The following is a 25,263-nucleotide window of genomic DNA, read 5'->3' as shown; positions in this document are numbered from 1 at the left end:
GGTCACCCGCCGCGTCGGCACCACCTCGACCCGACTGCGCGGCCCGAGGCTCGGCGCGGAGGCGGCGGCGCCCTCCTCGGGCGGGAGGCCGCAGACGTTGCAGTAGCCGTCCTCGATCGTCCCGGTGCAGCCGGGCGTCGCGGTGCAGGGGGCGCCGTTCATGGGGTGGCCTTCCGGTGGTGCGCGGGGTCGGGGTGCGGGAGGTCGCGGGTGACGACGTCGTACTGCTCGACCAGGTGGCGGGCGAGCGGGACGGAGCAGGGCACCGCGTCGAGGGCGGCGCGCACCTCCTCCTCGGCCGCGACGCCGACGGCGGTGGCAGCGCGGCCGTTGCCCTCGGCCCGCTCCCGCAGCGCCCGGACGCGGAAGCCGAGGGCGGCCCGTTCGCGCAGCGGCGAGGTGTAGGCGGCCTCGACCGCGTCGAACGCGCGGCCGACGGCGGTGAGCCGGGCGAGGTGCGCGTCGAGCGCCTCGCGGTCGGACGGAGGATCGCCCAGCCGGGAGACGTCGGGCACGGCCAGCCGCGGCGGGTCGGCGATCTCGCGGCGGCAGCGGGCCACGAGCTCGCGCAGCGGCGCCTCGCGTCGCTCGGCCGCCTCCGCCAGCTCGCGCGCCCGACGGCGGTCGCGCTCGAGTCCGCGCCGCTCGGACGCGGCGATGATCAGGTCGCGCTCGAGCCGGGCGGAGTCGCTCTCGAGCTGGCCGAGCGGCCCCGACACGTCGGCTCCCCGGCCCGCCCGCTCGGCGAGCGCGTCGAGGCGGGAGCGCAGCACGGCGACCCGCTCCGCCCGCTCGCGGTCGACCGTGCCGCCGCCGTCACGGGTGAGGTCGCGGCAGCGCTCGATCTCGGCGCGCACCCCCACGATCCGCCCGGCGACGTCGGTGCCGCTGGGGTCGAGCTCGAGCCGGGAGCGCAGCTGGCCGACGACCGCGTCGCAGAGGCGCACCGCCTCCACCAGCGAGACCGCGCCGCTCCCGGAGGCGTCGAGACGGCCCCAGATCAGCTGCGACATCCGCTCGCGCGCCACGACGTCGACGCGGCCGGAGTCCCAGACCGCCTCGAGCTCGGCGAGGCGCCGGGTGACGGACTCGCGGAGCGACTGGGCGAGCACCACGTCGGCTGTGTAGTTCTCGGCCTGCGGCGACGCCAGCGCGGCGGCGTCCAGCCGCGAGAGCTCGCGCGTGGTCCGCTGGAGCCAGCGGGTGAGAGCGGCGAGGTACTCGAAGAGCTCGCGCTGCGGCGCGGCCTCCCCCAGCCGGCCCGGAGCGACGGGGGTCCCCTCCGCGAGACCGGTGCTCATCGGCCGTACACCGGGGCCGGCGGCGAGGCCTCGCCGAGGACCCCGAGCCAGCGATCGTAGATGCTCTGCCAGCGGCCGTCGCTGCGGATGCTCTCGAGCGAGGCGTTGACGAAGCGCACGAAGTCGGGGTCGTCGGCGGGCAGGCCGAGGCCGTAGGGCTCCGAGCTCAGGGCGTCGCCGACGACCTTCGCGTACGGATCCTGCGCCACGAAGCCCGCGAGGATCGTGTCGTCGCCCGCGATGGCGTCGACCTCGCCGGCCTGGAAGAGGGCGAGGCACTGCGAGTGCGTGGCGGCCTCGACGGCCTCGACCTCCGGGTAGTCGTTCTGCAGGCGGCTGAGCGTCGTGGTGCCGCTGGGCGCGCAGACCCTCTCGCCGCCGAGGTCGCCGATGCCCGTGATCGGGACGCCGTCGGGGTCGTCGGAGACGAGCACCTTGAGGCCGGCGTCGTAGTACTCGGACGAGAAGGCGATCGAGCTCCAGCGATCGCAGGTCATCGTGAGGGTGCGGGCCACCATGTCGACCTGCGGGGCGCCGTCGCCGCCGGTCAGCGCGGGGAGGCGCTGAGCGGAGGTGATCACGACGTAGTCGATGGAGTCGCTGCCGAGGATCGCCCGGGCGACCTCGCGGGCGATGTCGACGTCGAAGCCCTCGATCGCCCCCGTGATCGGGTTGCGGGCGCTCATCAGGAGGGTGTCGGCCGAGACGCCGACGCGCAGGGTCCCGCGCCCGCGGATCTCCGCGAGCCTGGTGCTGTCGGTCACGCCGGTCGGCGCGTAGGAGGTGACCGCCGAGGGCGAGCAGTCCGCCGCGGCCGGAGCGGCGGGAGCGGCCGCGCTCGCCGTCGGAGTCGGGGTCGCCGCGGCGAGGGGCGTGCCGAGGTCGTCCGCCCCCGTCGTGCAGCCGGTGAGGGCGAGAGCCGCGGCGGTGGCCAGGGCGAGGGCGGCGGCGCGCAGGCGGTTCATCGGTACTCCTCCAGTCGCTGGGCGATGCCGCGCCAGGCGAACACGGCTCCGGCGAGACCGGCCGCCAGCAGGATCCACGAGACGAGGGTCGCGAACTCCGCGCCTCGATCGAGCGTGGTGGCGGCGGCCAGTGCCTTCTCCTGCACCACGTCGCGGGCGTCGTCGGAGAAGGTGGTGAAGAGCTCGTTCGGCGTGCCGTTCCCGGTGATCGTGGCGACGCGGACGGCCTGGTCCCAGTTCCCGGCGTCGTCCGCCTCCCGGATCTCCTCGTGGAACGACTGCCACTGCCCGAACTCGTCGACGAGCCGTGTCCTCGCCAGCTCGTCCTGCAGGTCGCCCGACAGCTTCTCCCGGGCGGAGTCGACGGCCTGGGTGTAGCGCTCCTCGAGGGCGGCGCCGGAGCCGCGCTTGATCAGCGTGAAGCTCTCGAGCGACTTGGCGTCGCTCGCGGCGATGAGCGCGTTCGACACGGTGAGCGCCTCGCGGTAGGACTCGACCCGCGCCGTCCCCGCGTCCGCCGCGACCGATCCGTAGGCGAGCGCCCCGCCGACGCCGACGACCAGCAGGAGGGCGGTCCCCGTGGCGAGCGGGCGGTTGAGGTAGCGGTGCGTACGGCGGGCGAGCCAGAGCTGCGCCGCCAGGAGGAGGACCAGCATCACGAGCGAGCCGATCATGAGCAGGACGCTCCAGCGGACGGCGTCGTAGGCGGCCGCGACCCGGTCGGCGCCGGAGTCGACGAGCCCGTCGAGGTCCTCGAGGATGCCGCCGTCTCCCGAGAGGGCCGTCGACGCCTGGTCGAGGTACGCCGAGGCGACGGGGAAGCCCTGCCGGTTGTTGGCCCGCGCCTGCTCGATCAGCCCGCTGTAGGTCGTGATGCTGCTGGCGACCCGGGCGAGGGCCCGGGTGTCCGCCGAGTCGGCGGCCGAGAGTCCGGCGATCGCGGAGGCGGCGCCGGTGAGGCTCGAGACGTACGACGCCCGCAGCTCGGTCGGCTCCAGTCCGCCGACGAGGAAGGTGTTGGCCGCGATCGCGTTGGCGTCCACCAGCAGCGTGCGGACGTTCTGCACGCCGAGGAGCTGCGCCGACTGCTCCCGGGCCGTCGTCGCGGCGCGCGCCTGCATCGCTCCGGCCTGCTGCGCGAACACGCCGAACAGCACGGTCGCCAGCGCCGTCAAGGCGAGCAGGAGGCGCAGGGTGGCCGGAGTGGTCGCGGTCGCGCGGGCCAGCAGCGACGGCTTCCGCTGCGCCGGCCGGTTGGCGACCTGGACGAGGGGCGGCTCGGGGATCCTCTGCGCGGGCGGCGCGGCGGGTGCGGTGCTCAACGGCTCTCCTCCTCGGGGTCGTCGGTGACGGGGACGGCCGTGCCGCTCGGGGCGGCGTCCGCCTGCCCGAAGGCCTCCTCAGAGCCGTCGACCGCGCCCTCGTCGTCGTCGCCGGCTCCGTCCGGGCTGCTCGAGGCTTCGGGGCTCTCCACCACGTCCTCGGGGAGCAGGATGCGCAGCTCGTCGAGCGTCGGCTCCTCCACGTCGCGGAGGCGCCAGGCGTGCCGGGCGATCGCCGCGTCGAGGACGTTGCGGACCCAGCGCCCGTTGCCGAACGCCTCCGTGCGCTGCTGCGCCGAGGCGAGGCCCGCGAACGCGGCGAGCGCCTCCTCCGTCGGCTCGAAGTCCGCGGAGGCGGCGAGGCGGCCGAAGATCGCCGAGAGCTCGTCGTCGGAGTAGTCGGCGAAGTCGATCGTGGTCGAGAAGCGGCTGGCGAGACCCGGGTTCGTGTCGAGGAAGCCCTGCATCGGCCCGGAGTAGCCGGCGACGATCACGACGAGGTCGCCGCGGTGGTCCTCCATGTCCTTCACGAGGGTGGTGACCGCCTCCGCGCCGTACTGGTCGAGCGCGAGCGCGTAGGCCTCGTCGATGAAGAGGACGCCGCCGCGCGCGGAGGCGATCACCTCCGCGGTCTTCGTCGCGGTCTGCCCGAGGTAGCCGGCCACCAGCTCCGATCGGTCGACCTCGACGAGCACGCCCTTCGAGAGGATGCCGAGCGAGCGGTAGATCCGCGAGACCAGCCGCGCCACCGTCGTCTTGCCCGTGCCGGGGTTCCCCGTGAAGACGAGGTGGCGGGTGAGCGTGGGCGTGCTGAGTCCGGCGGCCTGGCGCAGGGTGTCGATCCGGAGCAGCTGCGTCTGCCGCTTGATCTCGCTCTTCACCCGGTCGAGGCCGATCAGCGCGTCGAGCTCGGCGAGCAGGTCGTCGATGGACTCCGGCGGGTCGAGCGGCTCCGGCTCGGAGGCGGGCTCCGCGGCGGGAGCGGCGGCGGGCGCCGGCTCGTCCTGCGGACCGTCGTGCTCGGTCCGGCGGAGGCGCTCGAGGATCTCGTCGACCCCGGGCACGCCGGCGGGCAGACCGGTCGGCAGGTCGGCGCTCGCGGCACCGTCCGGCGTCCGGCCGGTCGTGTGCGGTACTCCGCCGCTCGTCGTCGGAGCGGCGCCCCGGGCGCCCGGGACGGCGGAGAGCTGGGCCGCGGCGGTCGCGGAGGCGGAGGCGATGCCGCCGATGCCCGGGTCGCCGAGAGCGCTGGCCGCCGAGACGACCTCGGTCAGGGCGCGGGCGTAGGCGGAGGCGTGGTGCGAGCCCGCGCCGACCAGGGCGGCCAGCTGATCGGTCGGCCCCGACCGCCAGCGCCGGCCGCTCGAGGCGGCGGTGAAGAACGCCTCCAGACCGCCCGTCGCGCCGGTCGCGGCGAGCCAGTCCTGTCCGGCGCCGCGGATCGACTCGGCGACGGCGGCGGCCAGCCGCGCACCCTCGTCGCGGACGGCCGCGGCGTCGAGGCCGGCGGCCGTCCCCGCGAGCACGAGGGCGTCCAGCGCCGGGGCGAGCGCGGTCACGAGGCGCTCGGCGGGGTCAGCGAGCCGGATCCGGACGGTGCTCCCGGCTGCGGAGGCGCGTCGAGACCGCTCGGGGAGAGCGAGGACTCCGTGAACTTCTCGGCCAGGAACTGCCCGTGCGCGATCAGCGCCGAGGCGTCCTGCCGCGAGACGGCGTCCGAGATGCGGTCGAGCGTGCCTCCGAGGAGGTCGAGCTGGTCGCAGAGGATCATCAGCGAGGTCTTCCCCCTGTGCACGGCGCGGCGGTCGGCGAAGTCCCTCGGCAGGCGGAGGTAGCCCTCCACCGCCTCGGGGAGGTAGCTGGTCGCGGTCGCGACGACGGTGTGGCCCTGCCGGCTCATCCCGCCGAGGCGGTCGAGACGGGGCACCATCTCGCGGACCGTCTCGTCGATCCGCTGGATGCGCGCCGCGACGATGCCGGGCACCCGGCCCTCCGTCCGCGTGCCGACCCGGTCGAGCGCCGCGAGGATGTCGTCGCTCGTCGGGACGCTCGGCAGAGCGGGCGCGGTCTCCTCCGGCGCCGCGGGGGCACCCGTGAACAGTCGGGAGAACCAGCCCATCGGCTAGCGGCCGAGATCGAGCGAGGACGTCGCGTCGATGTCCGAGTTGCTGCGGCGGGCCCGCTCGACGTACTCGCCGGCCTTCGCCGTCTCGGTCTGCAGGACTCCGACGGTCTGGGCCATGCTGTCGAGCGCCTTGATCTTGAAGTCCGAGATCGAGTCCATCGTCTGGTAGATGTTCGCGAACGCGGCCTGCAGCTGCGGCAGCCCGACCGTGGCCGAGGCGGCCTGCGACTGGATCGAGGCCGACTGGTCGGCGAGCATGCGCGAGGTGGCCTCGATCATGTTGGACGTCGTGGTGTTCAGCGCCGTGATCTGATCGAGCACGAGGCGCTGGTTGGCGAGCGCCTGCGCCACGATGACCGCCGTGCGCAGCGCCGAGACGGTCGTGGTCGTCGCGCGGTCGACGCCCTTGATCAGCTCGACGTTGTTCTTGATGACGACGTCGATCGCGAGGTAGCCCTGGATCGACACGGCCAGCTGGGTCAGCAGGTCCTGGTGCTTCTGGCGCGCGTAGAAGAGGACGTCCTCGCGCAGCGCCTTCGCCCGCTCCGGATCGGTCGCGTCGAGCTCGGCGATCTTCGCCGAGAGCTTCACGTCGAGCCGCTCGGCGACGTAGATGTACTCGTTGAGACGGGTCATCGTCTCCCAGAGGTTCTGCTTCTCGAGATTCAGGGCCGCGTTGTCCTTCCGCAGCTCGTCCTGCCCGTCGTACAGGGCCTGGATGATCGCGTTCAGGTGCGACTGGGCGCTCTCGTAGCGGCGGAAGTAGTCGGTGATCTTGTTGCCGAACGGGATGAAGCCCAGGATCTTCTTCTGCAGGTTGTCCTCGGACGGGTCCAGATCCTCCACCGTGCGGCGCAGCTCGAGCAGCGTCTTGCCGATGGTCGACCCCTCGGAGAGCCCGCCCTCCTGGAGGGCGCGCACCGGCGTGCTCAGCAGCCGGTTCGACGAGTCGGCGGCCGAGCGGATGTCGGCGTCGCCCATCGTGCGGATGTCGTTGGCCCGCGTCGCGAACTCGGGGCTGCGGGACTCCGTCGCCAGGAGCGTGTCGAGGTAGCCGTCGACCTTCGCCTCGAGGCCGGGCAGGGCGGCTTCGGGCACCTTCGGCGCGATCGACGGCGCCGAGGTGGTCGGCACCGCCGCCACCGGCTCCGGAGGCGTGAGCGAGAGGGCGTTCTGGACGGGCGGCTGCAGGGCCTCGGTCATCGGGATCCTCACCGTTCCTGGCGCTCGGCGCCGACTGGGATGAACGTCCGCCCAGCATATCCCGGGCCCTCCCGCGGGATCCCCGCGAGCCGCCTCGTCCGAGGACTCGACGCGATCGGGCGGCTGTGGAGGAGCATCCGCCGCCGGTCAGACCGCCTTCGGGCGCCTCCGCAGCGTCGCCACCGCGACTCCGGCCAGGGCGAGCGCGCCTCCGAGCAGCGCGGCGAGCGGCGGGGTCTCGCCCAGGACGAGCCAGGACAGCAGCACCACCACCGCGGGCACCGCGTAGGTGGACGCCGCGGTGCGACCCGCGCTGGAGCGCGCGAGGACGTACCCCCACGTCGTGAAGGCGACGGCCGTCGGGAAGATCCCGAGGTAGACCACGGCCAGGATCGAGGAGAGCGGAGCGGCGGCGAGCGCCTCGACGAGCTCCGGGGCGAAGGGCAGGCACGCGACCGTGCCGGCGAGGCAGCCGAGCCAGGTCATCGTCGGTGCGTCGATCCGTCCCAGCAGGCGCTTCTGAAGGGTCGCCGCGCTGCCGTAGACGACGGCGGCGACCAGGCCGAGGGCGACGCCGATCACGTCGAACTGCCCGGTGGAGGTGGAGAACGCGATCACCGCGACGCCGGTCAGCGCCACGAGCATCCCGGCGAGGAGACGGCGGGGGAACCCCTCCCCCAGCAGCAGCCCGGCGAGCACGGCGGTGATCATCGGCGCGATGTTCACCAGCAGCGCCGCCGTCCCCGCGTCGACGTGCCGCTCCGCAGCGTTCAACGCCAGGTTGTAGACCCCGAACCAGGCGACCCCCCAGCCCAGCACGAGCAGGAGGAGGCGCCCGCGCGGGACCGCCGTGCGCGGATCCGGAGCCGCCTCCGAGCGGCGCCTCCGGGCGGTGAGGACGACGCGCACCACCGTGAGCGCGAGCGACCCCACCACGATGCGGCCGAGGGTCAGCGCGCCCGGGCCGAAGTCCTCCGTCGTGGCGCGGATGCCGACGAAGGCCGACGCCCAGAGCAGGACGGTGACCGCGATCGCGCCCCACAGCAGGAGGGCGTCCCTCGTGGAGGGCGGGGCGGAGGAGGAGACGTCGGTCATGAGGCCATCGTGGCGCTGCCGGGGATTCAGCACCAGTTCCGTTCACTGTCGGATCGTTCAGCCGGACTGTACGGTCGTCTCATGCTCGACGTGCACCGGCTCCGCATCCTCCGCTCCGTCGTCGCCTCCGGCTCGATCGCGGGAGCCGCCTCCGGCCTCGGCTACACGTCCTCCGCCGTCAGCCAGCACCTCTCCGCTCTGCAGCGCGAGACCGGACTGACCCTGCTGGAGCGGGTGGGCCGCGGCGTCCGCCCGACCCCAGCCGGACGCGCCCTCGCCGCCCAGGCGGACCGCGTCCTCGAGCGCCTCGCCGAAGCGGAGGCCGTGGTGGAGGAGCTGCGCGAGGGCCGCTCCGGCCGCCTCTCGGTGACGTACTTCGCCTCCGTCGGCAGCGCCTGGATGCCGGAGGTCGCCCGCCGGCTGACCGCCGCGTTCCCCGGCCTCGCCCTCGATCTGCGCCTGGGAGAGGAGCTCGACGACGACCTCGGAGCGCGCCCCGACGTGCAGCTCCTCGTCGCCTCCTCCGAGCCGACCGCCCCCGGATTCACGGCGCACCACCTCCTCGACGACCCCTACCTCGTCGTCCTGCCCGACGGTCATCCGCTCGCCTCACGGAGCGAGATAGACCTCGCCGAGCTCGCGAACGAGCGCTGGGTCGACAACGACCTGCCCACCGGCTGGTGCCGCCGGAACGTCGTGGAGGCCTGCGCCGCCGCCGGGTTCGCGCCGCCCTTCCACGTCCAGGCCAACGACCACATCACCGCCGCCGCGTTCGTCGCCGCGGGCATGGGCGTGACGGTCCTGCCGGAGCTCGCGGCCCACCGTCTGCCGGACGGCGTCCGCGCCGTGCCCGTCGTCCGTCCCCGGCCTGTCCGCTCCCTCGAGGCCGTCGTGCGGAACTCCGCCGCCTCCTCCGCACCGGTGGCCCTGGTGCTGGAGACACTGAAGGCCCTCGCCGCGCGCCGCTGAGCGCGCCTGCACGGGCGAGCTCGCAGCACACCGGAGCACGATGGGCGCGTGAGCTCCGTCGAACCCGTCACCCGTTCCGCGCCCGCGCTCGGCGGACCGCGCATCCTGAAGCAGCGCTGGACCGAGGCGACGTTCCTGCACTGGCGGGTCGACCCCGCCCTGGTGGCGCCCCACCTCCCGGCCGGGACGAGGCCCGACGAGCACGACGGCTCCTCCTGGGTGGGCCTGATCCCGTTCCGGCTCTCGCGGACGGCCTTCCTCGGCGGCCCGCGGGTGCCCTGGCTCGGCACCTTCCCCGAGGTGAACGTCCGGCTCTACTCCGTCGACGAGCAGGGACGACGCGGAGTCGTGTTCGTCTCGCTCGACGCCTCCCACCTCCTTCCCGTGCTCACCGCGCAGGCGGTGTTCGGGCTCCCCTACCGCTGGGCCCGGATGAGCATCGAGCACCGCCACGGCGCGGTGATCTACGACACGATCCGGCACTCGGACTCGGCCGCCCGCTCCCGGATCGTCGTCCGCCCGGGCGAGCCGGTCGACGAGGACCCGCTCGGCTCGTTCCTCACCGCACGCTGGGCCTACCACGAGCGCCACCTGGGCTCCACCTGGTACGGCCGCAACCTGCACCGGCCGTGGCCGCTGCGACGCGCGGAGCTGCTCGCGCTCGACGACGGGCTGCTCGACGCCGCGGGCTTCCCCGGGCTGGCGACGCGCGCGCCGGACTCGGTGCTGTACTCGGCCGGAGTGGAGACCGTGTTCACGGTGCCGCGGAAGGTGTGAGGGGGGCGACGCTCCTCCACAGACGGTTCTTCGCGATGCTGTCCGATGAAACGGCGCTCCCGAGGCCCACGGCGAGACTTCGTCCGGTGAGATCAGGGCATGAAGGAATCGGCGACAGTAGACGACGCGCTCACGGAGGCGCTCGCGCTCGCCGGCTCACGGCACGCTGAGCGGTCCGCCGTCGAGGCATCCCGGTACCGGGCAGTCGAGGAGGCACGCCGCCTCGCGATGGCGGCACCGGCGGCGCTCGTCGGCGAGCACGTCCAGGTGCAGGTGGATCGGGCGGAGGCGGCGCACCGGGCGCTGATCGCGGAGCTCGCGACGGGACTCCGGGTCTCGGAGGCGCACGCCTCTGCACTGGTCGACGAGGCACGCCTGCTGGTGAACGACCTCCCGGCGACGTTGCGCGCACTCGCGGACGGAGCGCTCTCCCCCGAGCACGCGCGACTCGTGGTGCGAGGAGCGCTCGACGTCCCGGCCGAGGTCCGTGGGCGCTTCGACGAGGAGGCCGCCACGATCGCGGTCGCCTGCACCCCGCCCCAGCTGCGACGCGCCCTCCGGTCGCTCCGGGAACGGCTGCACCCGCAGACGCTCAGCGAACGTCATAGGGACTGCGCCCGTCGTCGCGCGCTCTGGGTGGAGGGCCTCGACGACGGGATGGCGATCCTGCACCTCTACACCGCAGCTCCCGATGTGCTCGGCGCGATGGACAGGATCGACCGGGCCGCCCGCTCCCTCGCGGATCTGCCGGACGAGGAGCGGACGCTGGGCCAGCTCCGCGCAGACATCGCCGCTGCGCTGCTGGTCGACGGGGAGACATCGGCCGACGGAGACGGCACGTCGATGCCGGCGGGAGTGCGCGCCGAAGTCGCGGTGACCGTGCCGGCGCTGACCCTCCTCGGGCGGTCCGACCAGCCCGCCGTCCTCGACGGATACGGACCCGTCGATCCGGAGACCGCGCGGCGTCTCACAGCAGGTGCTCCCTCGTTCACGCGGCTGCTCACCCATCCGGAGAGCGGAGCGGTCCTCTCCGTCGGACGCGACTCCTACCGAGTGCCGGCGGACCTGCGTCGCCACCTCCAGCACCGCGACGGGACCTGCCGGTTCCCGGGATGCACCCGCAGCACCCGCCACGCGGACGTCGACCACACGAACGACTGGCACCACGGAGGCACCACGTCGGCCGACAACCTCGCGCACCTCTGCCGACACCACCACCGGCTCCGCCACACCACGGGGTGGACCCACCGGCAGGAGCCGGACGGCACGCTGCACTGGACGAGCCCGACGGGACGGCAGCATGTCACCCGGCCCGGGGAGCCGGGGAACGGGACGGAGGGCGGACACGATCCGACCGGGACCGGCGGGCCGTGACAAGGGGCAGGTCGGGTGGCGTGGACGGGCAGGTCAAGGGGCGGGCCCGCTTCGGCGCGCCCGCGTAGCGTGGACGGCACGGGCCGATAGGCGCGGAAGCGACAAGAGGGGCAGCGACATGGCAGGAACGAAGGACAGGAAAGACGCGACGACGGGGACCTCCGCGGTGCTCTTCGACATCGACGGGACCCTCGCCGACACGAACTTCCTCCACGTCGAGGCGTGGTCGCGCGCCTTCTGGCAGGCCGACCTCGTCGTGCCCGCCTGGCGCATCCAACGAGCGATCGGCGCAGACTCGTCGGAGCTGCTCGACATGCTCCTCGAGGACGACGTGAAGGAGGAGCAGCGCGCACTGGTGAAGTCGCTGCACACCAAGAACTACGCCGAGACGACAGCACGCATCGTTCCACTCCCGGGAGCTCGCGAGCTCGTCGCGACGCTCGTCGGTCGAGGCGTCCACGTCGTCCTCGCCACCTCGGCACCGCAGAACGAGCTGGACGTGCTTCTCGACGTCCTCGACTTCGGCGGGTCCGTCCACGCTGTCACCAGCGGCGCCGACGTCTCCACCGCCAAGCCAGCACCCGACGTAATCTCGATCGCGCTCGACCGCGCGGGCGTCTCCGTCGACCGCGCCGTCATGGTCGGCGACGCGACCTGGGACGTCCTGGCCGCCGAGCGCGCGGGCCTGGCAACGGTCGGAGTCCTCTCCGGCGGTACCTCGGAGCACGAACTCCGCGAGGCCGGGGCCGTCGCCGTCTACGAGGACGCGGCGGCCGTCCTGACCGGTCTCGGCGAAGGGCCCCTCGCGAGCCTCCTGAACTGACCGGCCGTCGTCACAGGAGGGTCACGAGCCTCAGTCGCGGGGTCGCCGTCGCAGCACGAGGAGCGTCACTCCGATGGCGGCGGCGACCGCGGCGAGAGCGCCGCCGATCCACAGGACGTCCCCGAGGAGTGCCGGGTCCGATCCGGACGTCGCCTGCGCCTCGTCGGCGGACTCGGCCTGTCCTCCTGAGACCGCGACGGTGCCGTTGCAGTCCGGGACCGAGTCCGACCCGTCGGCGAGCGCGGTCCCGTCGGCCGGCGTCCAGTCGAACGCGTACTGGCCCGACACGGGGTGCCCGTCGGTGGACACGACCTGCCAGGTCACCTCGTAATCCCCCGCCGCGCCGAGCTCGAGCGGCATCGACGCTTCCGGCCCGACGACGCTGACGCAGCCGTCGCCGTAGTAGAGCCCGTCCGGCCCGACGACGCGCAGAGCCGCCGCCGTTCCGTCCGTCCCGAGGACGAGCAGGTCGTCGTTCGTCGTCAGCACCAGCGTTCCCGGCTGCTCCGTCACGGTCGAGTCCGCAGCGGGAGTCGTCGAGACGAGGTAGTTGTGCGCGCTGGCGGGCGCCGCCACCGCGATCGAGCCGAGCAGCCCGATCGCGGTAACGGCGACGAGGGCCTTCCGACGGGTCACGCCGACGCCCGGGGTCCGCGGCGGCGGGAGGCGAGCCCGACGGCCACGCCGACCGCGCCGACGACGAGCCCGCCGACTCCGAGGATGCGGGCGAGCACGTCGTCGCCGCTCGTGGCCGTCGTCGCCGAGGCGGTGGTCGCGACCGCGTCGTCACCGTCGCCGTCGCCGTCGTGTCCGCCCCCGTGGCCGGACCCCGCTTCCGCCGCGGTCACCGCGACGGTGGGAGCGGGCAGCTCGGGCTCGTTTTGGCCGTCGACGGTCGGCTGGTCCCAGGCGGTGCTGCCGGTCTCGCACGTCTGCAGCACGGGGAACTCCAGCGTGGAGCCGGCTGCGTCCTCGGGGAGCTGAAGCTGGAGGGCGACGGTGTCGCGGTAGCCGTCGGCGAGGGGCGTCTTCGCCGTGTAGACCACGTCCGAGACCCGCTTGGTCGCGGTGTTCCCGTGGGAGTCGGTGACCGGGTCGGCGATTGCGACCTCGTTCTTCACGACGTCCCAGTTCGGGTTGATCGTCGGGCTGACCGAGTTGATGCCGTCGGGCATCGTGATCGTGAGTCCCGTCGTCGGCGAGCCCTCGCAGCCGTGGGCCAGCGAGAACGTCACCACCGTGTACGAGCCGGCGGCGGTGCTGCTCGCCGCCGCGGTCACGTGGGCGCTGGCCGCCGTGGGCGCGGCGACAGCGAGCGCGATCGATCCGGCGGCGACGAGTGCGCCGCTGCCGACGAGGCGGAGCCGCGAGAAGGAAGAAGAAGAAGAAGAAGAACGGGTCATGACGGTCGTGTCCTCGGGGGAGATCCGGCGCGGGGCCGGGAGTTCTGGACGCAGCGCGGGTTCGCGGTGCATGCGGAGGCGCCGACCGGAGCCGCTCCCGCACGGGAGGGGCGTCAGGCGGCGCGGAGGACCCGCAGCGGCGGCCCGCGGTGCCGGAGGATCGAGAGGACCGCGTCGAGGGATCGGGGCGCCCGCGGCTCGGGGGTGCCCGTCATCGAGACGCCGGGTGCCGACGGGAGCGCGACCGCGGACGCGCGGGCGACGATCCGTACGACGACGCGGTGGAGGCCTGCTCCCAGCGTCCAGAAGAGGCGCTCGCCGTACCGGAACGCCGCGATCGTGAAGGCAGCCGCAGCGAGGTGGGCGAGGAGCATCACCGGCGCGTGAGCCGCGTGTCCGCCTCCGCCGGCGATCAGCTCGATGGTCGACCCGTCGTGGAAGTGCGCGCCGGTGCCCGTCGTCCCGACCACGCTCACCTCCCCACCGCTGCCCGTGATGAGGAAGAGGCCGTGGTACGCGATCTGGCTGAGGAGCACGGAGAGCGTCAGCCGGGGAAGGGACGGACGGCGCCCCGAGAGGAGGACGCAGACGACGACGGCGAACGCCGCGGCGAGGGCGAGCACGGCAGGAGTGGGGGTCTCGGCGCCCGCGACCGTGTGGGAGGCGGCGGCCGTGGCGGTCGCGGCGAGAGCGGCGGCGACGCCGCGAGCCACTCGTGCACCTCGGGTCTGCATTCGCCCGTCCTCTCGTCGTCGCGTCGACGCGTGCGCGCGACGTCTCCAGGGTAATCGACGCGGCGGAGCAGCTCCCCGCCGTCCCGGTTCCCTGCCGTTACGAAGCCGTTACCTAGATCACCGAAAGAAATCCAAACCCCCGCAGGGAGGGCTCCGAACACATGTCAACGGCCGCGACACGGTCCACACAGAACAGGTCCTCCGCATCACGTGGGGGCCGTCTCACGAAGGAGTAATCCCATGCGATCCACCAAGCGTTCCGCCCTCGCCGCATTCGCCCTGCTGGGCACCGCCGCCCTCGGCCTCACCGCCTGCTCGAGCGGAAGCGGCTCGACCACCGCCGCCAGCGACGCGGCGACCGAGATGTCGACCCCGATGGCCACCTCGTCGGCCTCCGCCTCCTCGACCCCCATGGCGACCATGGACCCGGCCGCGAACCTCGTCGGCCCCGGCTGTGCCGCCTACGCCGAGCAGGTCCCGGACGGCGCCGGCTCGGTCGAGGGCATGTCGCTCGACCCCGTTGCGACCGCCGCGTCGAACAACCCGCTGCTCACCACCCTGACCGCTGCGATCTCCGGTGGCCTCAACCCCGACGTCAACCTCGTCGACACGCTGAACAGCGGCGAGTTCACCGTCTTCGCCCCGGTCGACGACGCGTTCGCCAAGCTCGACGCCGCGACCGTCGACTCCCTCAAGACCCCCGAGGGCGCCGCCACGCTGTCCTCGATCCTGACCTACCACGTCGTCCCCGGCCAGATCGCCCCTGACGCGATCGCCGGCGACCACGCCACTGTCCAGGGTGGCAACCTCACCGTCACCGGTTCCGGCGACGACCTGAAGGTCAACGACGCGTCCGTCATCTGCGGTGGCGTCCAGACCGCCAACGCGACCGTCTACCTCATCGACACCGTGCTGACCCCCCCGGCCAGCTAATTCCCCTCACCGGCTCCGGCCGGTGAACACGCCGAAGGGCGGGCACCGCGAGGTGTCCGCCCTTCGGCGTTCGTGCGTGCAGAAGCCCTCCGCGAAGCCGGACACTGCAGAGTCGTCCGGCACAGAGTCGTCCAGCGCAGAGCCGCGCAACGCAGCGCCGCCCCACGGGAAGCCGCACAGCGCGGAGCCCTGCGTAGTGCGGAGTCGGAGGGTCACCACGACCCGGCACTCGCCGTCACGCCGCACCACAGAACCCACCACGAACGACACGAGGCGCGGACCCCGATGCAGGGGTCCGCGCCTCGTCGTCGTGCGGTCGGCGGCTACTCGGCCGGGGCGCTGATCTCGCGCAGGACGCGGTCGCCGGGGCGGGCCTCGATCATCTCGGCCTCGATCTCGGCCCGGTCGAGCAGCTCCTCCATGCGGCGGCGGCGGTTGCGCGTGATGAGCGTCACGACCGTGCCCGTCTTGCCCGCGCGGCCGGTGCGGCCGGAGCGGTGGAGGTACGTCTTGTACTCGTCGGGAGCGTCGGCCTGGATCACCAGGTCGATGTCGTCGACGTGGATGCCGCGCGCGGCCACATCGGTCGCGACCAGCACGTCGACGCGTCCACTGGTGAGCAGCGCGAGGTTGCGGGTGCGGCGCGACTGGTTGAGGTCGCCGTGGAGGCTCGTCGCGGGGATGTCCGCGTGGTCGAGCTGCTCCGCGAGCTGCTCCGCGAACGCGCGGGTACGGGCGAAGATCAGCGTCTTGCCCTGGCGGGCGGCGAGCTGCTCGATGATCTCGGCCTTGTCGCGGTGCTCGATCAGGAGCACGCGGTGGTCGATGGTCGAGGACGCCTGGTCCTCGCCGGCGACCTCGTGGACGCTCGGCTCGACCAGGAACTCGTCGACGAGCGTCGCGACGCCCTTGTCGAGCGTGGCCGAGAACAGCAGCCGCTGGCCGCCGTCGGCGGTCTGACGGAGGATGCGCTGCACGGGCTCGAGGAAGCCGAGGTCGCACATGTGGTCGGCCTCGTCGAGCACCGTGATGGTGATGTTCGAGAGGTCGAGGCGCCCCTGCTCGACGAGGTCCTCGAGGCGGCCCGGCGTCGCGATGACGATGTCGACTCCGCGCTGGAGGGCTCCGACCTGCTTGTACTGGGGGACGCCGCCGTAGATGGTCGTCGTGAACAGGCCGACGGAGCGGGCGATCGGCTGGATGGTCCGGTCGATCTGCATGGCGAGCTCGCGGGTCGGCGCGAGGATGAGCGCGCGCGGAGCGCGGCCCGGCTTGCGGCCCTTCGCTCCGTTGTTCTCCATCAGGCGCTCGACGACGGGGGCGCCGAAGGCGATGGTCTTGCCGGAGCCGGTCTTGCCGCGTCCGAGGACGTCCTTGCCGGCGAGCACCTCGGGGATGGTCGCGGCCTGGATCGGGAACGGCGCGGCCGCTCCGAGCTCGGTCAGCATCCGGACGATGTTCCCTCCCAGGCCGAGGTCGCCGAAGGTGACGCCCTCGACGTCGACGGCGAGAGTGGCCGTCGCCTCGAGGCGCTCGAGCACGACGTCGTCGGCCTGGTGCGGCGCACGGGCGTCGCGGCTGGGGTAGAAGTCCGAGCCGGAGTCGCGGCGCGAGGGCCGGGAGTCGCGGTCGAGCGAGCGGGTCGGGCGGTCGCCGCGGTCGTGGCCGCGCGAGGGACGCGCGTCCCGGTCGAAGGAGCGAGCCGGACGGTCGCTGCGGTCGAACGAGCGGGCGGGACGCTCGGTGCGGTCGTAGCCGCGCGAGGGGCGCTCGTCGCGGTCGCCGGTGCGGGCCGGACGGTCGTCGCGTCTGTAGGAACGCGCCGGACGCTCGTCGCGATCGTTCGAGCGCGCCGGACGCGCATCGCGGTCGAAGGAACGGGCCGGACGGTCGCTCCGGTCGAAGGAACGCGCCGGACGCTCATCGCGCCCGTAGGAACGCGCCGGACGCTCGTCGCGATCGTTCGAGCGCGCCGGACGCGCATCGCGGTCGAAGGAACGGGCCGGACGGTCACTGCGATCGAAGGATCGCGCCGGACGCTCGTCGCGGTCGTTCGAGCGCGCCGGGCGTGCGTCGCGGTCGTACCCGCGGACCGGACGCTCGTCACGGTCGTTCGAGCGCGCCGGACGCGCGTCGCGGTCGTAGCCGCGAGAGGGCCGCTCGTCGCGGTCGTTCCCGCGGGCGGGCCGATCGGCGCGCTCGGTGGCCCGCTCGGCGCGCTCGTCGGCGTTCCAGCGCGCCTTCTTGGGGGCGTTCTCGTCGACGGCGCGGAATCCGCGGTGGCCCTCGCTGCGCGAGCCCGGCTTGGCGCCGGGGAAGCGCGAGCGGCCGCCGAGCTGGGACTTGCCGCTCGAGGCGCCGAAGCGGTTGGGCTCGAAGTTCTTGGCCGGACGTCCGCCGGCGGGCTTCTTGTTCTTGGGCATGGCAGTTCTTCCTGGGTTCAGGTCGTGCGCGAGGAGGCGACGCCGGAGGAGCCCCGTCGTGAGGGGCGTCCGTGCGCTGGACTGCTGCGGGGCAGCAGGGGGGAGAACCCGGGCGAGTCATTGACCGGGGCCGATTCACACATGTGATTCGTCTCACGACGACTGTCGGAGACCCGGCCCACTTGACTAACAAACCCATCCGCACGAGAACGCACGGTGTCAAGAGCCGACCGAGCGAGTCTACACGCGGCCCCGGAGCCTGGCTAGGGCGGGGAGACGTGCGGCCAGGAGCCGCTCAGGTCGGGGGCCGCGAAAGCCGGGAGCCGCGAAGCCCGGGAGCCGCGAAGCCCGGGGGCCGCGCACCTCCGCAACCGGTCCCCCGCGGAGTCGCCCCGCAACAGCCCCCCGGCCCCGAGCCGCAGCACGATCGACGCGCGCCCGCGCGCAACGACCGCCCGTCCGCTACTGCGACGCCCGCCGGGCCCGGTACGCGGCCACGTTCGCGCGATTGCCGCAGTTGCCCGTGTCGCAGTAGCGCTTCGAGCGGTTGCGGGAGAAGTCCACGAGCACCGCCTCGCAGTCCTCCGCCGCGCAGACGCGGATCCGCTCGCGCTCGTCGCCGCGGATCACGTCGACGAACGCCATGGCGGCCTCGACCAGGATGCGGGTGGCGAGCGGGCTCTCGTCGCGCGTCGCGTGGAGGTGCCAGCCGTAGGGTCCGTGCCGGACCAGCTGCGGGAGCGCGCGGCCGGAGTCGAGCATCCCGTTGACGACGGGGACGAGGTCCTCCTCGGCCCGCGTGAGCCAGAGGGTGCGGAGGGAGGAGCGGATCGCCCGCACGGCCTCCAGCTCCTCGGTCGATCCGTCGCGGCTGCCCGTGTACCGGTTCTCGAGGAGGAAGTCGTCCAGCTGCTCGATCGTCGCCATCTCGTCCTCGCCGGACGGCGACAGCTCGGGGAGCGTGTTGACGAGGGTGGCGGTGGAGGTCAGTGACGCCTCGACGTCATAGGCGAACACCATGTTGACTCCTGACAGTGCGGCTCAGTAGTGTGCGATCAGCTCGCTGTCACGAGTGTAATCCTTTTGACTCCTGAAGGAGCCGACCATGACCGCCGAGAGCACCGCCGCCGTCACCCTCCCCGCCGCGAGCGCGCCCGCGCCTGCACGGCGCCTCGGCTCGGGCCTCGTCGCGGCGCTGGCCGCGTCGGCGGCGTTCGGTCTGGGCGGGCCGTTCGTGAAGCCGCTCCTCGAGGCGGGCTGGACGCCGGCGTCCGCGGTCCTCTCGCGCGCGGGCGGCGCCGCCCTGATCCTCGCGATCCCGGCGGTCCTGTCCCTCCGCGGCCGTTGGCCCGTGCTCCGCCGCAACCTCGGCACGATCGCCCTCTACGGAGTCTTCGCCGTGATCGCCGCGCAGCTCTGCTTCTACAGCGCGATCGAGCACATGTCGGTCGGCGTCGCCCTGCTGATCGAGTACCTCGCGCCGGTGTTCCTCGTCCTCCTCGCCTGGGCGCGCACCCGCCGGCACCCCGGCCGCTTCACCCTCGCCGGCTCCGCTCTCGCGCTCGGCGGCCTGGTGCTCGTGCTCGACCTGTCCGGCGAGTCGACCCCCGAGCTGGTCGGCATCGCCTGGGCGCTGACCGCCTCGCTCGGCCTGTGCGTCTACTACGTCATCGCCGGCCGAGTGGATCCGGAGCTGCCGCCGATCGCGCTCACGGCGGGGGCGATGACGGTCGGCGCCGCGATCCTGCTGGCACTCGGGGCGCTCGGCGTCACACCGCTGCGCGCGACCTTCGGAGAGGTGGTGTTCGTCGGAGCGGAGGTCAGCTGGCTCCTCCCCGCGGGCGTGATCCTCGGCATGTCGACGGTGCTGGCGTATCTGCTCGGGATCGAGGGCGGACGCCGTCTCGGCACGCGGATCGCCTCCTTCGTCGGCCTGACGGAGGTGCTGTTCTCGATCGCGGCCGCGTGGCTGATCCTCGGCGAGCTGCCCGCGCCGATCCAGTTCGGCGGCGGCGCGCTGATCCTCGCGGGGGTCGTCCTGGTCCGTCTGCAGCGCGAGCCCGGCACCCCCTGATCGCGGGGGTGCCGCATCCGGGGCGCCGGGCACCCCGTACGCTGATCGCACTCATGCGCGAGCCCACCCGATCCCCGCGACGCGTCGCCACGGTCCTGGCCGCCCTCGCACTCCTCCTCTCGGGCTGCGCGAGCACCACTCCCGTCTCGGAGCCGGTGGCGCAGGCGCTCGGAGCGGCACCCGCACCCGACTGGTCCGGCGTGAGCGTGACGGCCGACGTCGTCTACGACGCGAGCACCGGGCAGAGCGTCGACGTCTGCTCCTCCCCTGCCCCGTCGGCGGAGCCGCGGCCCGCCGTCCTCGTCGTGCACGGCGGCAGCTGGGCCCGTGGAGGCAAGGCCGACGCGAACTGGCGCCCGATCTGCCAGTGGCTCGGATCGGAGGGGTTCGTCGCCGTCTCGGTCGACTACCGCCTCGCGCCCGCCGCCGTGTTCCCCGCGCAGCTCGACGATGTGACGGCCGCCCTCGACTGGCTGCTCGAGCCGGAGCAGACCGCGCGCTTCGGCATCGATCCGGAGCGGGTGGCGGCCTTCGGCGGCTCGGCCGGCGGCAACCTCGCCTCTCTGCTCGGCACGCTGCCGGCGACCTCGTCGCGCCTGGCCGCCGTGGTCGACCTGAGCGGCCCCTCCGATCTCAGCGCCGCCGGCCTCGCCGACGACGACCCGGTGGTCGGAGTCGCGGCCGCCGTGCGCAGCTACCTCGACTGCGCGGACCTGGCCTCCTGCCCCTCCGCGACCGCCGCCTCGCCCCTCGCGCAGGTGGACGGCTCCGAGCCGCCGTTCCTCATCGCGCACGCGGCGCACGAGCGGGTCGCGCTCAGCCAGTCGACCCGCTTCGCGGAGGCGCTGCGCGGAGCGGGCTCGAGCGTCGACCTCCTCGTCCTCCCCGGCTCGCTGCACTCGATCGCGCTCCTCGACGACGCTCTGCGTGCTCGGGTCGTCGAGTTCCTCCGCGCCCACCTGGGCTCGTGAGCGGAGTCGTCGTCCGCCTCGAGGACGCAGCCGGAGCGGAGGGCCTCCTCGCCGCGGTCCCACCCCCGCACGCCCGCGTCCTGATCGCCCGGATCGACGGGGCGGCGGCCGGCGTGCTGGTGCTCGCTCCCGGCCCGGACGACTTCGCCGAGGTACTGGAGCTCGTGGTCGCCTCCGTCCACCGGCGCACGGGAGTCGCCCGACGGCTCGTCGCGGCGGCGGAGTCGTGGGCGCGGGTGCAGCGGATCCGCACGCTGCGCCTGGCCGCCGCTCCGGAGCTCGCCCCAGCGGCCGGGGCGCTCGGCTTCACGGCGATCGACGGCTTCGGAGCCCACGTCGGCGACGACGCGATGCTCTGCTTCGCGCGTCCGGTCTGAGCAGCGCCCGCTCCGATCCGAGTGCCGCTCCCGAGAGGCGGCCCCGCCCTCGTCCGGCGCCCACCCCCGCCGTCAGTCGATCGAGCAGCCCGGCTCGTCCGACAGCGCCCGCTCGATCCGGGCGCGGTGCTCGTCCGACATCGGCGGCAGCGCGTCGGGCGCGAACCAGCCGACCTCGGTCGACTCGTCGTCCGCGACGTGGGCCTCCCCCGAGATCCAGCGGCAGCGCACCACATGGTCGAGGTACTGCGAGCGGTCCCCGTTGGGGTACTGCATCGGGCGGAGGGTGTGCACCTGCACGAGGCGCTCGACCTCGATCTCGACGCCCGCCTCCTCCTGCGCCTCGCGGCGGGCGGTGCCGGCGACGGTCTCGCCCGGGTCGATGATCCCGGTGACGGCCGTCCAGGCGCCGGTGTCGGCGCGCCGGACGAGCAGGACCTCGAGCGCCGGCTCCTCGCGGAGGATCACCGCGGTCACGCCGGTGAGCCAGAGCAGCTCGGTCCCGATCCGCTCGCGCAGCCGCAGCACGAACTCGGGAGTCGCCATCAGTGCGCTTCGGGTCGGAAGTCGAACGCGACGATGCCGGCCGTGTCGACGAACGGCCCGACGAACTCCTTGAACGCGTCGTGCGCCGGATCCCAGTGCGCGGGGTCCTCGACGGCCGGCCGGCCCAGGTAGTAGTGCAGGTCGCCCTCGGAGGAGAAGGTCAGCAGGAACGCGCGGTCGAAGCCCTCGCCCGCGCCCTCGATGCTCAGCTGCGGCCCGGTCTCGATGGACTCGATGTAGGGCCGTCCGTCGCGGACGCACTCGTCGGCCAGGGCGAGGAAGCGGCGGGTGACCTCGTCCGCCTCGGCGACCAGCGCCGTCGGGCGGAAGCGGATCAGGACGAGGTGCCGGAGCGTGCCCGGGCGGAAGTCGCGGGCGACGAAGCGCTCCGGACCGATCTCGTCGAGGACCGCGGTGGCGCGCTCCGGGCCGCTGCGCCAGCGCGAGCCGACCGTCTCGGCCGCATCCCTGATGTCCGTCATGCCGACGCCTTCCCGGCGCGGGCGGCACGCCGCCGCTCACGATACCCCTCGACCAGGTTGTAGACGACGGGCAGGACCACGAGGGTCAGCACCGTCGAGGACACCAGGCCGCCGATCACGACGATCGCCAGCGGCTGCGAGATGAAGCCGCCGTGGCCCGTGATCCCCAGCGCCATCGGCAGGAGGGCGAAGATCGTCGCGAGGGCGGTCATCAGGATGGGCCGGAGCCGCCGCTCGGTGCCGTGCAGCAACGCCTCCCGCACCGGCATCCCGCGGTCGCGGTACTGGTTCACCAGGTCCACGAGCACGATCGCGTTCGTGACGACGATGCCGATCAGCATCAGCACGCCGATCAGGGACGGCACGCCCAGCGGCACGCCGGTGATCACCTGCAGGAGGATCGCGCCGGTCGCCGCGAACGGCACGGACACGAGCAGGAGCAGCGGCTGCAGGAGCGAGCGGAACGTCGCCACCATCACGACGTAGACGATCAGGATCGCGACCAGCAGCGCGATGCCCAGCTGCGAGAACGCGTCGGCCTGGTCGGCGGTCACTCCGCCGAGGGAGGCGTCGACACCGGCCGGAAGCGCCGTCGCGTCGATCGCGTTCTGCACGGCGACATTGGCCGAGGCGAGGTCGTCGCCCTCCGGGGTGACGGTGATGGTCGCGGTGCGCTGCCCGCGCTCGGTGGTGATGCTCGCCGGACCGTCCGTCTGCTCGACCGCCGCGAGGGTGGAGAGCGCGACGGTGCCGGTCAGGGTCGGCACCTCGAGGTTCCGCAGCTCGTCCACGGTGGCCGGCGGCTGCCCGTCGGCCAGGTAGATCGAGAGGGTGCGGTCGTCGATCACGACGCTGCCGACCTGGCTGGGCTGGAGCGCCTGGCTGACGATCGTGCCCACGGCGACCTCGCTGAGACCCGCCCGGGCCGCGGCGTCGCGGTCGACCCGCACCGCGATGTAGGGCAGCGAGGAGGAGAGGTTGCTCTCGGCCTGGCTGATCCCGTCGGTCCCGCGCAGGGCTTCGAGGAGCTGGTCGCTCGCGCTCTGGAGGTCGCTCTGCGAGGCGGTCGAGAGGTCGACCTCGATGTCCGAGGAGGCGCCGAAGCCGGAGGAGGCGGCGACGCTGATGTCCTCGGCCGAGGCGACGCCCGACAGCGCGTCGCGGACGTCCGCCTGCACGGCCACCTGGTCGGCCGACTCGTCGGTGGTGACGGAGTAGCGGATCGAGGTGCCGCCGCCTCCTCCCCCGCCGAACGCGCTCTGCAGGCCGCCGGAGGAGCCGACGGTGAGCTGGACGGTCTCGACGCCGTCGACGCCGAGGATCGCCGTGCTCGCCTGCTGCGCCGTCGCGTCCTGCGCGTCGAGGCTCTGGCCGACGGGGACCGTCTGGGTGACGGTGAAGGTGTCCTGCCCGCTGGAGCCGAGGAAGTTCGTCTTCATCAGCGGGTACAGCGCACCGGTCCCGACGAGCACGAGCAGCGCGAGGAGGACGGTGACGACCGAGTGCTTCAGGGTCCAGTGGATGATCGGGCCGTAGACCGACTGCAGCCCGCGCGCCCGCCGGGGAGCGGCGTGGGCGCCGTGGTGCGGGGCCTCCTCGACCGGCGCAGCGGTGTCGGCCGGGACGCCCGAGGCGGGTGTCCCTCCGGCCGCCGCGCGCTCCTCCGCGAGCGCCGCCTGCGCGGCCTGGCGCACCGCCGGCCGCATCGAGGGGCGGAGGAACCAGGAGGCCAGCACCGGCACGATCGTCAGCGCCACCACGAGGGAGGCGAGCAGGGCGATCGACACGGTCAGCGCGAAGGGCCGGAACAGCTCGCCCGTGGTGCCGCCGACGAACGAGATCGGCAGGAAGACCGCGACCGTGGTGATCGTGGAGGCGGTGATCGCGCCGGCGACCTCGCGGACGGCGACCGCGATGGTCCGGGCCCGGTCCTCGCCCGCGTCGAGGTGCCGCTTGATGTTCTCGATCACGACGATGGAGTCGTCGACCACACGCCCGATCGCGATGGTGAGCGCGCCGAGGGTCAGGATGTTGAGGGTGTAGCCGGCCGTCTGCAGGCCGATGAACGTGATCAGCACCGACGTCGGGATCGAGATGGCCGTGACCAGGGTCGAGCGCACCGACAGCAGGAACAGCAGGATCACCAGCACGGCGAAGACGAGGCCGAGCGCCCCCTCCTGCGCGAGCGACGCGATCGACTCCTGGATGTAGGGCGCCTGGTCGAAGACCGGGGTGAAGGCGGCGTTGTCGCCGATCGACTCCTCGAGGTCCGGGAGCAGCGCGGCCACGCCGGTCGACACGTCGACGGTGTTCGCCGCGGGGAGCTTGGTGATCGAGAGGGTCAGGGCGGGCTGGCCGTTGACGCGCGAGATCGAGGTGACGGGGGCGTCGGTGACGGCGACGGTCGCGACGGAGCCGAGGGTGGTGACCGTCGGCTCTGCGGTCACGGCCGCGCCTCCCGCCGCCGCTCCGACGTCGGAGCCGCCGACCGAAGCGCCGGAGCCCGCGGAGGCACCCGCGCCCGCTGACGCACCGGCGCCGCCCGCACCCGCGGAGGCACCTGCGGACGGCAGCAGCGGCAGCGCCGCGATCGCGTCGGTCGAGTCGAGCTTGACGCCCGACTGCACCGAGAAGGTCGAGCCGTCCTGGGTGATCTGTCCGCCCGCGACGAGCACGCCGTTCTGCTGCAGGGCCGAGCGGATGTCGCCGGTCGAGAGGCCGGCCGCGGCGAGCGCCGCGTCGTCCGGGGTGATCGTGACGCGCTGGGCGGTCTCGCCGACGAGCGCCGCCTCGCGCACGCCCTCGACCTTCTCCAGGTCCGGGATGACCGTGGTGCGCAGGCGCTCGGCCAGCGCGTCCGCGTCGCCGTCGCTCGACACGGCGAGCTGCAGCACCGGCAGGTCGTCGAGGGAGCCGGTGACCACCTGCGGGTCGACGCCGTCCGGGAGCGTGCTCTTGATCCGGTTGATCGCCTGCAGGATCTTCTGCTCGGCGGTGGCGAGGTCGGTGCCGTAGGTGAAGGACGCCGAGATGAGGGAGGAGTCCGTGGAGGACGTCGCGCTGGTCGTCTCGAGCCCCGGCACCCCCTGGATGGCGGTCTCGATCGGCGTCGAGACGTCGTCGTTGACCACCTCCGGAGCGGCGCCCGGGTAGGACGTGACGACGGCGAGCTGCGGGAAGGAGATCGACGGCGCGAGCTCCTGCTTGAGCCCGGTCAGGGCGACTCCGCCGAAGACGGCGATGACGACGGTGACGAGCGCGATGAGCGCCCGGTTCTTCATGCTGAGGACCGCGAGGAGATGCACCCTCCGAGTCTTCCATCAGCCGACTGAGTGTTGGGAGGGACGCGGCGTTCCGGGGCGTGCG

At 73.4% G+C, this 25,263-nt stretch carries 23 protein-coding genes; 8 read left to right on the top strand and 15 right to left on the bottom strand.

The genetic code is table 11. From position 1 onward, the window contains the following. Positions 1-158 precede the first annotated feature (158 nt). From C5C54_RS04410 to C5C54_RS04380, 7 genes are all read right to left on the bottom strand, one after another. Positions 159-1,301, bottom strand: a complete 1,143-nt coding sequence (locus C5C54_RS04410) for a hypothetical protein (protein WP_104287875.1) — start codon at positions 1,299-1,301, stop codon at positions 159-161. Next, positions 1,298-2,266 carry a glutamate ABC transporter substrate-binding protein gene (locus C5C54_RS04405; protein WP_104287874.1) on the bottom strand — a complete coding sequence of 323 codons (969 nt, stop codon included), beginning with the start codon at positions 2,264-2,266 and terminating at the stop codon, positions 1,298-1,300. The genes C5C54_RS04410 and C5C54_RS04405 overlap by 4 nt, the downstream gene beginning before the upstream one ends. Further along, positions 2,263-3,588 carry a hypothetical protein gene (locus C5C54_RS04400; protein WP_104287873.1) on the bottom strand — a complete coding sequence of 442 codons (1,326 nt, stop codon included), beginning with the start codon at positions 3,586-3,588 and terminating at the stop codon, positions 2,263-2,265. The genes C5C54_RS04405 and C5C54_RS04400 overlap by 4 nt, the downstream gene beginning before the upstream one ends. Then, positions 3,585-5,147: an AAA family ATPase gene (locus C5C54_RS04395; protein WP_104287872.1), complete on the bottom strand. Its 1,563-nt coding sequence runs from the start codon at positions 5,145-5,147 to the stop codon at positions 3,585-3,587. Before C5C54_RS04395 ends, C5C54_RS04400 begins: the two co-directional genes overlap by 4 nt. Next, on the bottom strand, positions 5,144-5,707 hold the full coding sequence (locus C5C54_RS04390) for a hypothetical protein (RefSeq protein WP_104267137.1): 564 nt from the start codon (positions 5,705-5,707) through the stop codon (positions 5,144-5,146). The genes C5C54_RS04395 and C5C54_RS04390 overlap by 4 nt, the downstream gene beginning before the upstream one ends. A 3-nt stretch (positions 5,708-5,710) precedes the next feature. Then, positions 5,711-6,916 (bottom strand): toxic anion resistance protein, encoded by a 1,206-nt coding sequence (locus C5C54_RS04385; protein WP_104223833.1) that lies wholly within the window; start codon positions 6,914-6,916, stop codon positions 5,711-5,713. A gap of 147 nt (positions 6,917-7,063) precedes the next feature. Then, the gene (locus tag C5C54_RS04380; protein WP_104249861.1) at positions 7,064-8,011 is read right to left on the bottom strand and encodes a DMT family transporter; all 948 of its coding nucleotides are present in this window, start codon (positions 8,009-8,011) and stop codon (positions 7,064-7,066) included. An 81-nt stretch (positions 8,012-8,092) separates the two neighbouring features. Here C5C54_RS04380 and C5C54_RS04375 point away from each other — a divergent pair, with 81 nt between their 5' ends. The 4 genes from C5C54_RS04375 (at position 8,093) to C5C54_RS04360 (ending at position 11,954) form a co-directional block, all read left to right on the top strand. Next, positions 8,093-8,980 carry a LysR family transcriptional regulator gene (locus C5C54_RS04375; protein ID WP_104269369.1) on the top strand — a complete coding sequence of 296 codons (888 nt, stop codon included), beginning with the start codon at positions 8,093-8,095 and terminating at the stop codon, positions 8,978-8,980. 48 nt (positions 8,981-9,028) lie between these two features. Then, the gene (locus tag C5C54_RS04370; RefSeq protein ID WP_104246884.1) at positions 9,029-9,757 is read left to right on the top strand and encodes a YqjF family protein; all 729 of its coding nucleotides are present in this window, start codon (positions 9,029-9,031) and stop codon (positions 9,755-9,757) included. Between the two features lie 99 nt (positions 9,758-9,856). Then, a complete protein-coding gene (locus C5C54_RS04365) occupies positions 9,857-11,131 on the top strand; it encodes an HNH endonuclease signature motif containing protein (protein WP_104287871.1) in 1,275 nt (424 codons plus the stop codon). Between the two features lie 118 nt (positions 11,132-11,249). Next, positions 11,250-11,954 (top strand): HAD family hydrolase, encoded by a 705-nt coding sequence (locus C5C54_RS04360; protein ID WP_104287870.1) that lies wholly within the window; start codon positions 11,250-11,252, stop codon positions 11,952-11,954. Positions 11,955-11,984: 30 nt separating this feature from the next. Here the strand turns inward: C5C54_RS04360 and C5C54_RS04355 are convergent, their stop codons facing one another. Genes C5C54_RS04355 through C5C54_RS04345 form a run of 3 tightly spaced genes read right to left on the bottom strand, consistent with a single transcriptional unit; the run spans position 11,985 to position 14,091 of the window. Next, complete coding sequence (locus tag C5C54_RS04355; protein WP_104287869.1) at positions 11,985-12,590, bottom strand: copper resistance CopC family protein; 606 nt, start codon at positions 12,588-12,590, stop codon at positions 11,985-11,987. Further along, on the bottom strand, positions 12,587-13,429 hold the full coding sequence (locus C5C54_RS04350; protein ID WP_104287868.1) for a YcnI family protein: 843 nt from the start codon (positions 13,427-13,429) through the stop codon (positions 12,587-12,589). The genes C5C54_RS04355 and C5C54_RS04350 overlap by 4 nt, the downstream gene beginning before the upstream one ends. A gap of 41 nt (positions 13,430-13,470) precedes the next feature. After that, positions 13,471-14,091, bottom strand: coding sequence for a hypothetical protein (locus C5C54_RS04345; protein WP_146078789.1), 621 nt, complete (start codon positions 14,089-14,091; stop codon positions 13,471-13,473). Between the two features lie 240 nt (positions 14,092-14,331). Between C5C54_RS04345 and C5C54_RS04340 the strand changes: the two genes are divergently transcribed. Further along, complete coding sequence (locus tag C5C54_RS04340; protein ID WP_104246890.1) at positions 14,332-15,024, top strand: fasciclin domain-containing protein; 693 nt, start codon at positions 14,332-14,334, stop codon at positions 15,022-15,024. A gap of 323 nt (positions 15,025-15,347) precedes the next feature. Here C5C54_RS04340 and C5C54_RS04330 read toward each other — a convergent pair whose 3' ends face one another. Further along, positions 15,348-17,447 (bottom strand): DEAD/DEAH box helicase, encoded by a 2,100-nt coding sequence (locus tag C5C54_RS04330; RefSeq protein ID WP_104287865.1) that lies wholly within the window; start codon positions 17,445-17,447, stop codon positions 15,348-15,350. 462 nt (positions 17,448-17,909) lie between these two features. After that, the gene (locus C5C54_RS04325; protein WP_104262740.1) at positions 17,910-18,467 is read right to left on the bottom strand and encodes a CGNR zinc finger domain-containing protein; all 558 of its coding nucleotides are present in this window, start codon (positions 18,465-18,467) and stop codon (positions 17,910-17,912) included. 85 nt (positions 18,468-18,552) lie between these two features. On the opposite strand from C5C54_RS04325, the gene C5C54_RS04320 reads away from it, so the two are divergent. The 3 genes from C5C54_RS04320 to C5C54_RS04310 are packed head-to-tail and all read left to right on the top strand — an operon-like array spanning position 18,553 to position 20,869. Next, on the top strand, positions 18,553-19,521 hold the full coding sequence (locus C5C54_RS04320; RefSeq protein ID WP_104287864.1) for a DMT family transporter: 969 nt from the start codon (positions 18,553-18,555) through the stop codon (positions 19,519-19,521). A gap of 53 nt (positions 19,522-19,574) precedes the next feature. Beyond that, positions 19,575-20,492: an alpha/beta hydrolase gene (locus tag C5C54_RS04315; protein WP_104287863.1), complete on the top strand. Its 918-nt coding sequence runs from the start codon at positions 19,575-19,577 to the stop codon at positions 20,490-20,492. Beyond that, positions 20,489-20,869 (top strand): GNAT family N-acetyltransferase, encoded by a 381-nt coding sequence (locus C5C54_RS04310; protein WP_104287862.1) that lies wholly within the window; start codon positions 20,489-20,491, stop codon positions 20,867-20,869. Before C5C54_RS04315 ends, C5C54_RS04310 begins: the two co-directional genes overlap by 4 nt. A gap of 72 nt (positions 20,870-20,941) precedes the next feature. Here the strand turns inward: C5C54_RS04310 and C5C54_RS04305 are convergent, their stop codons facing one another. From C5C54_RS04305 to C5C54_RS04295, 3 genes are read right to left on the bottom strand one after another with little or no spacing between them, the layout of a single operon-like run. Continuing rightward, entirely contained in the window at positions 20,942-21,415 is a 474-nt protein-coding gene (locus tag C5C54_RS04305; RefSeq protein ID WP_104287861.1) for an NUDIX domain-containing protein, read from the bottom strand. Beyond that, the gene (locus C5C54_RS04300; protein WP_104223816.1) at positions 21,415-21,897 is read right to left on the bottom strand and encodes a Dabb family protein; all 483 of its coding nucleotides are present in this window, start codon (positions 21,895-21,897) and stop codon (positions 21,415-21,417) included. Before C5C54_RS04300 ends, C5C54_RS04305 begins: the two co-directional genes overlap by 1 nt. After that, positions 21,894-25,202, bottom strand: coding sequence for an efflux RND transporter permease subunit (locus C5C54_RS04295; RefSeq protein ID WP_104287860.1), 3,309 nt, complete (start codon positions 25,200-25,202; stop codon positions 21,894-21,896). The genes C5C54_RS04300 and C5C54_RS04295 overlap by 4 nt, the downstream gene beginning before the upstream one ends. Positions 25,203-25,263 lie beyond the last annotated feature (61 nt).

Source organism: Rathayibacter sp. AY1F2, from assembly GCF_002930885.1.
In the GTDB taxonomy this organism is placed as follows: domain Bacteria; phylum Actinomycetota; class Actinomycetes; order Actinomycetales; family Microbacteriaceae; genus Rathayibacter.
This window is presented reverse-complemented; position numbering and strand designations above follow the sequence as displayed.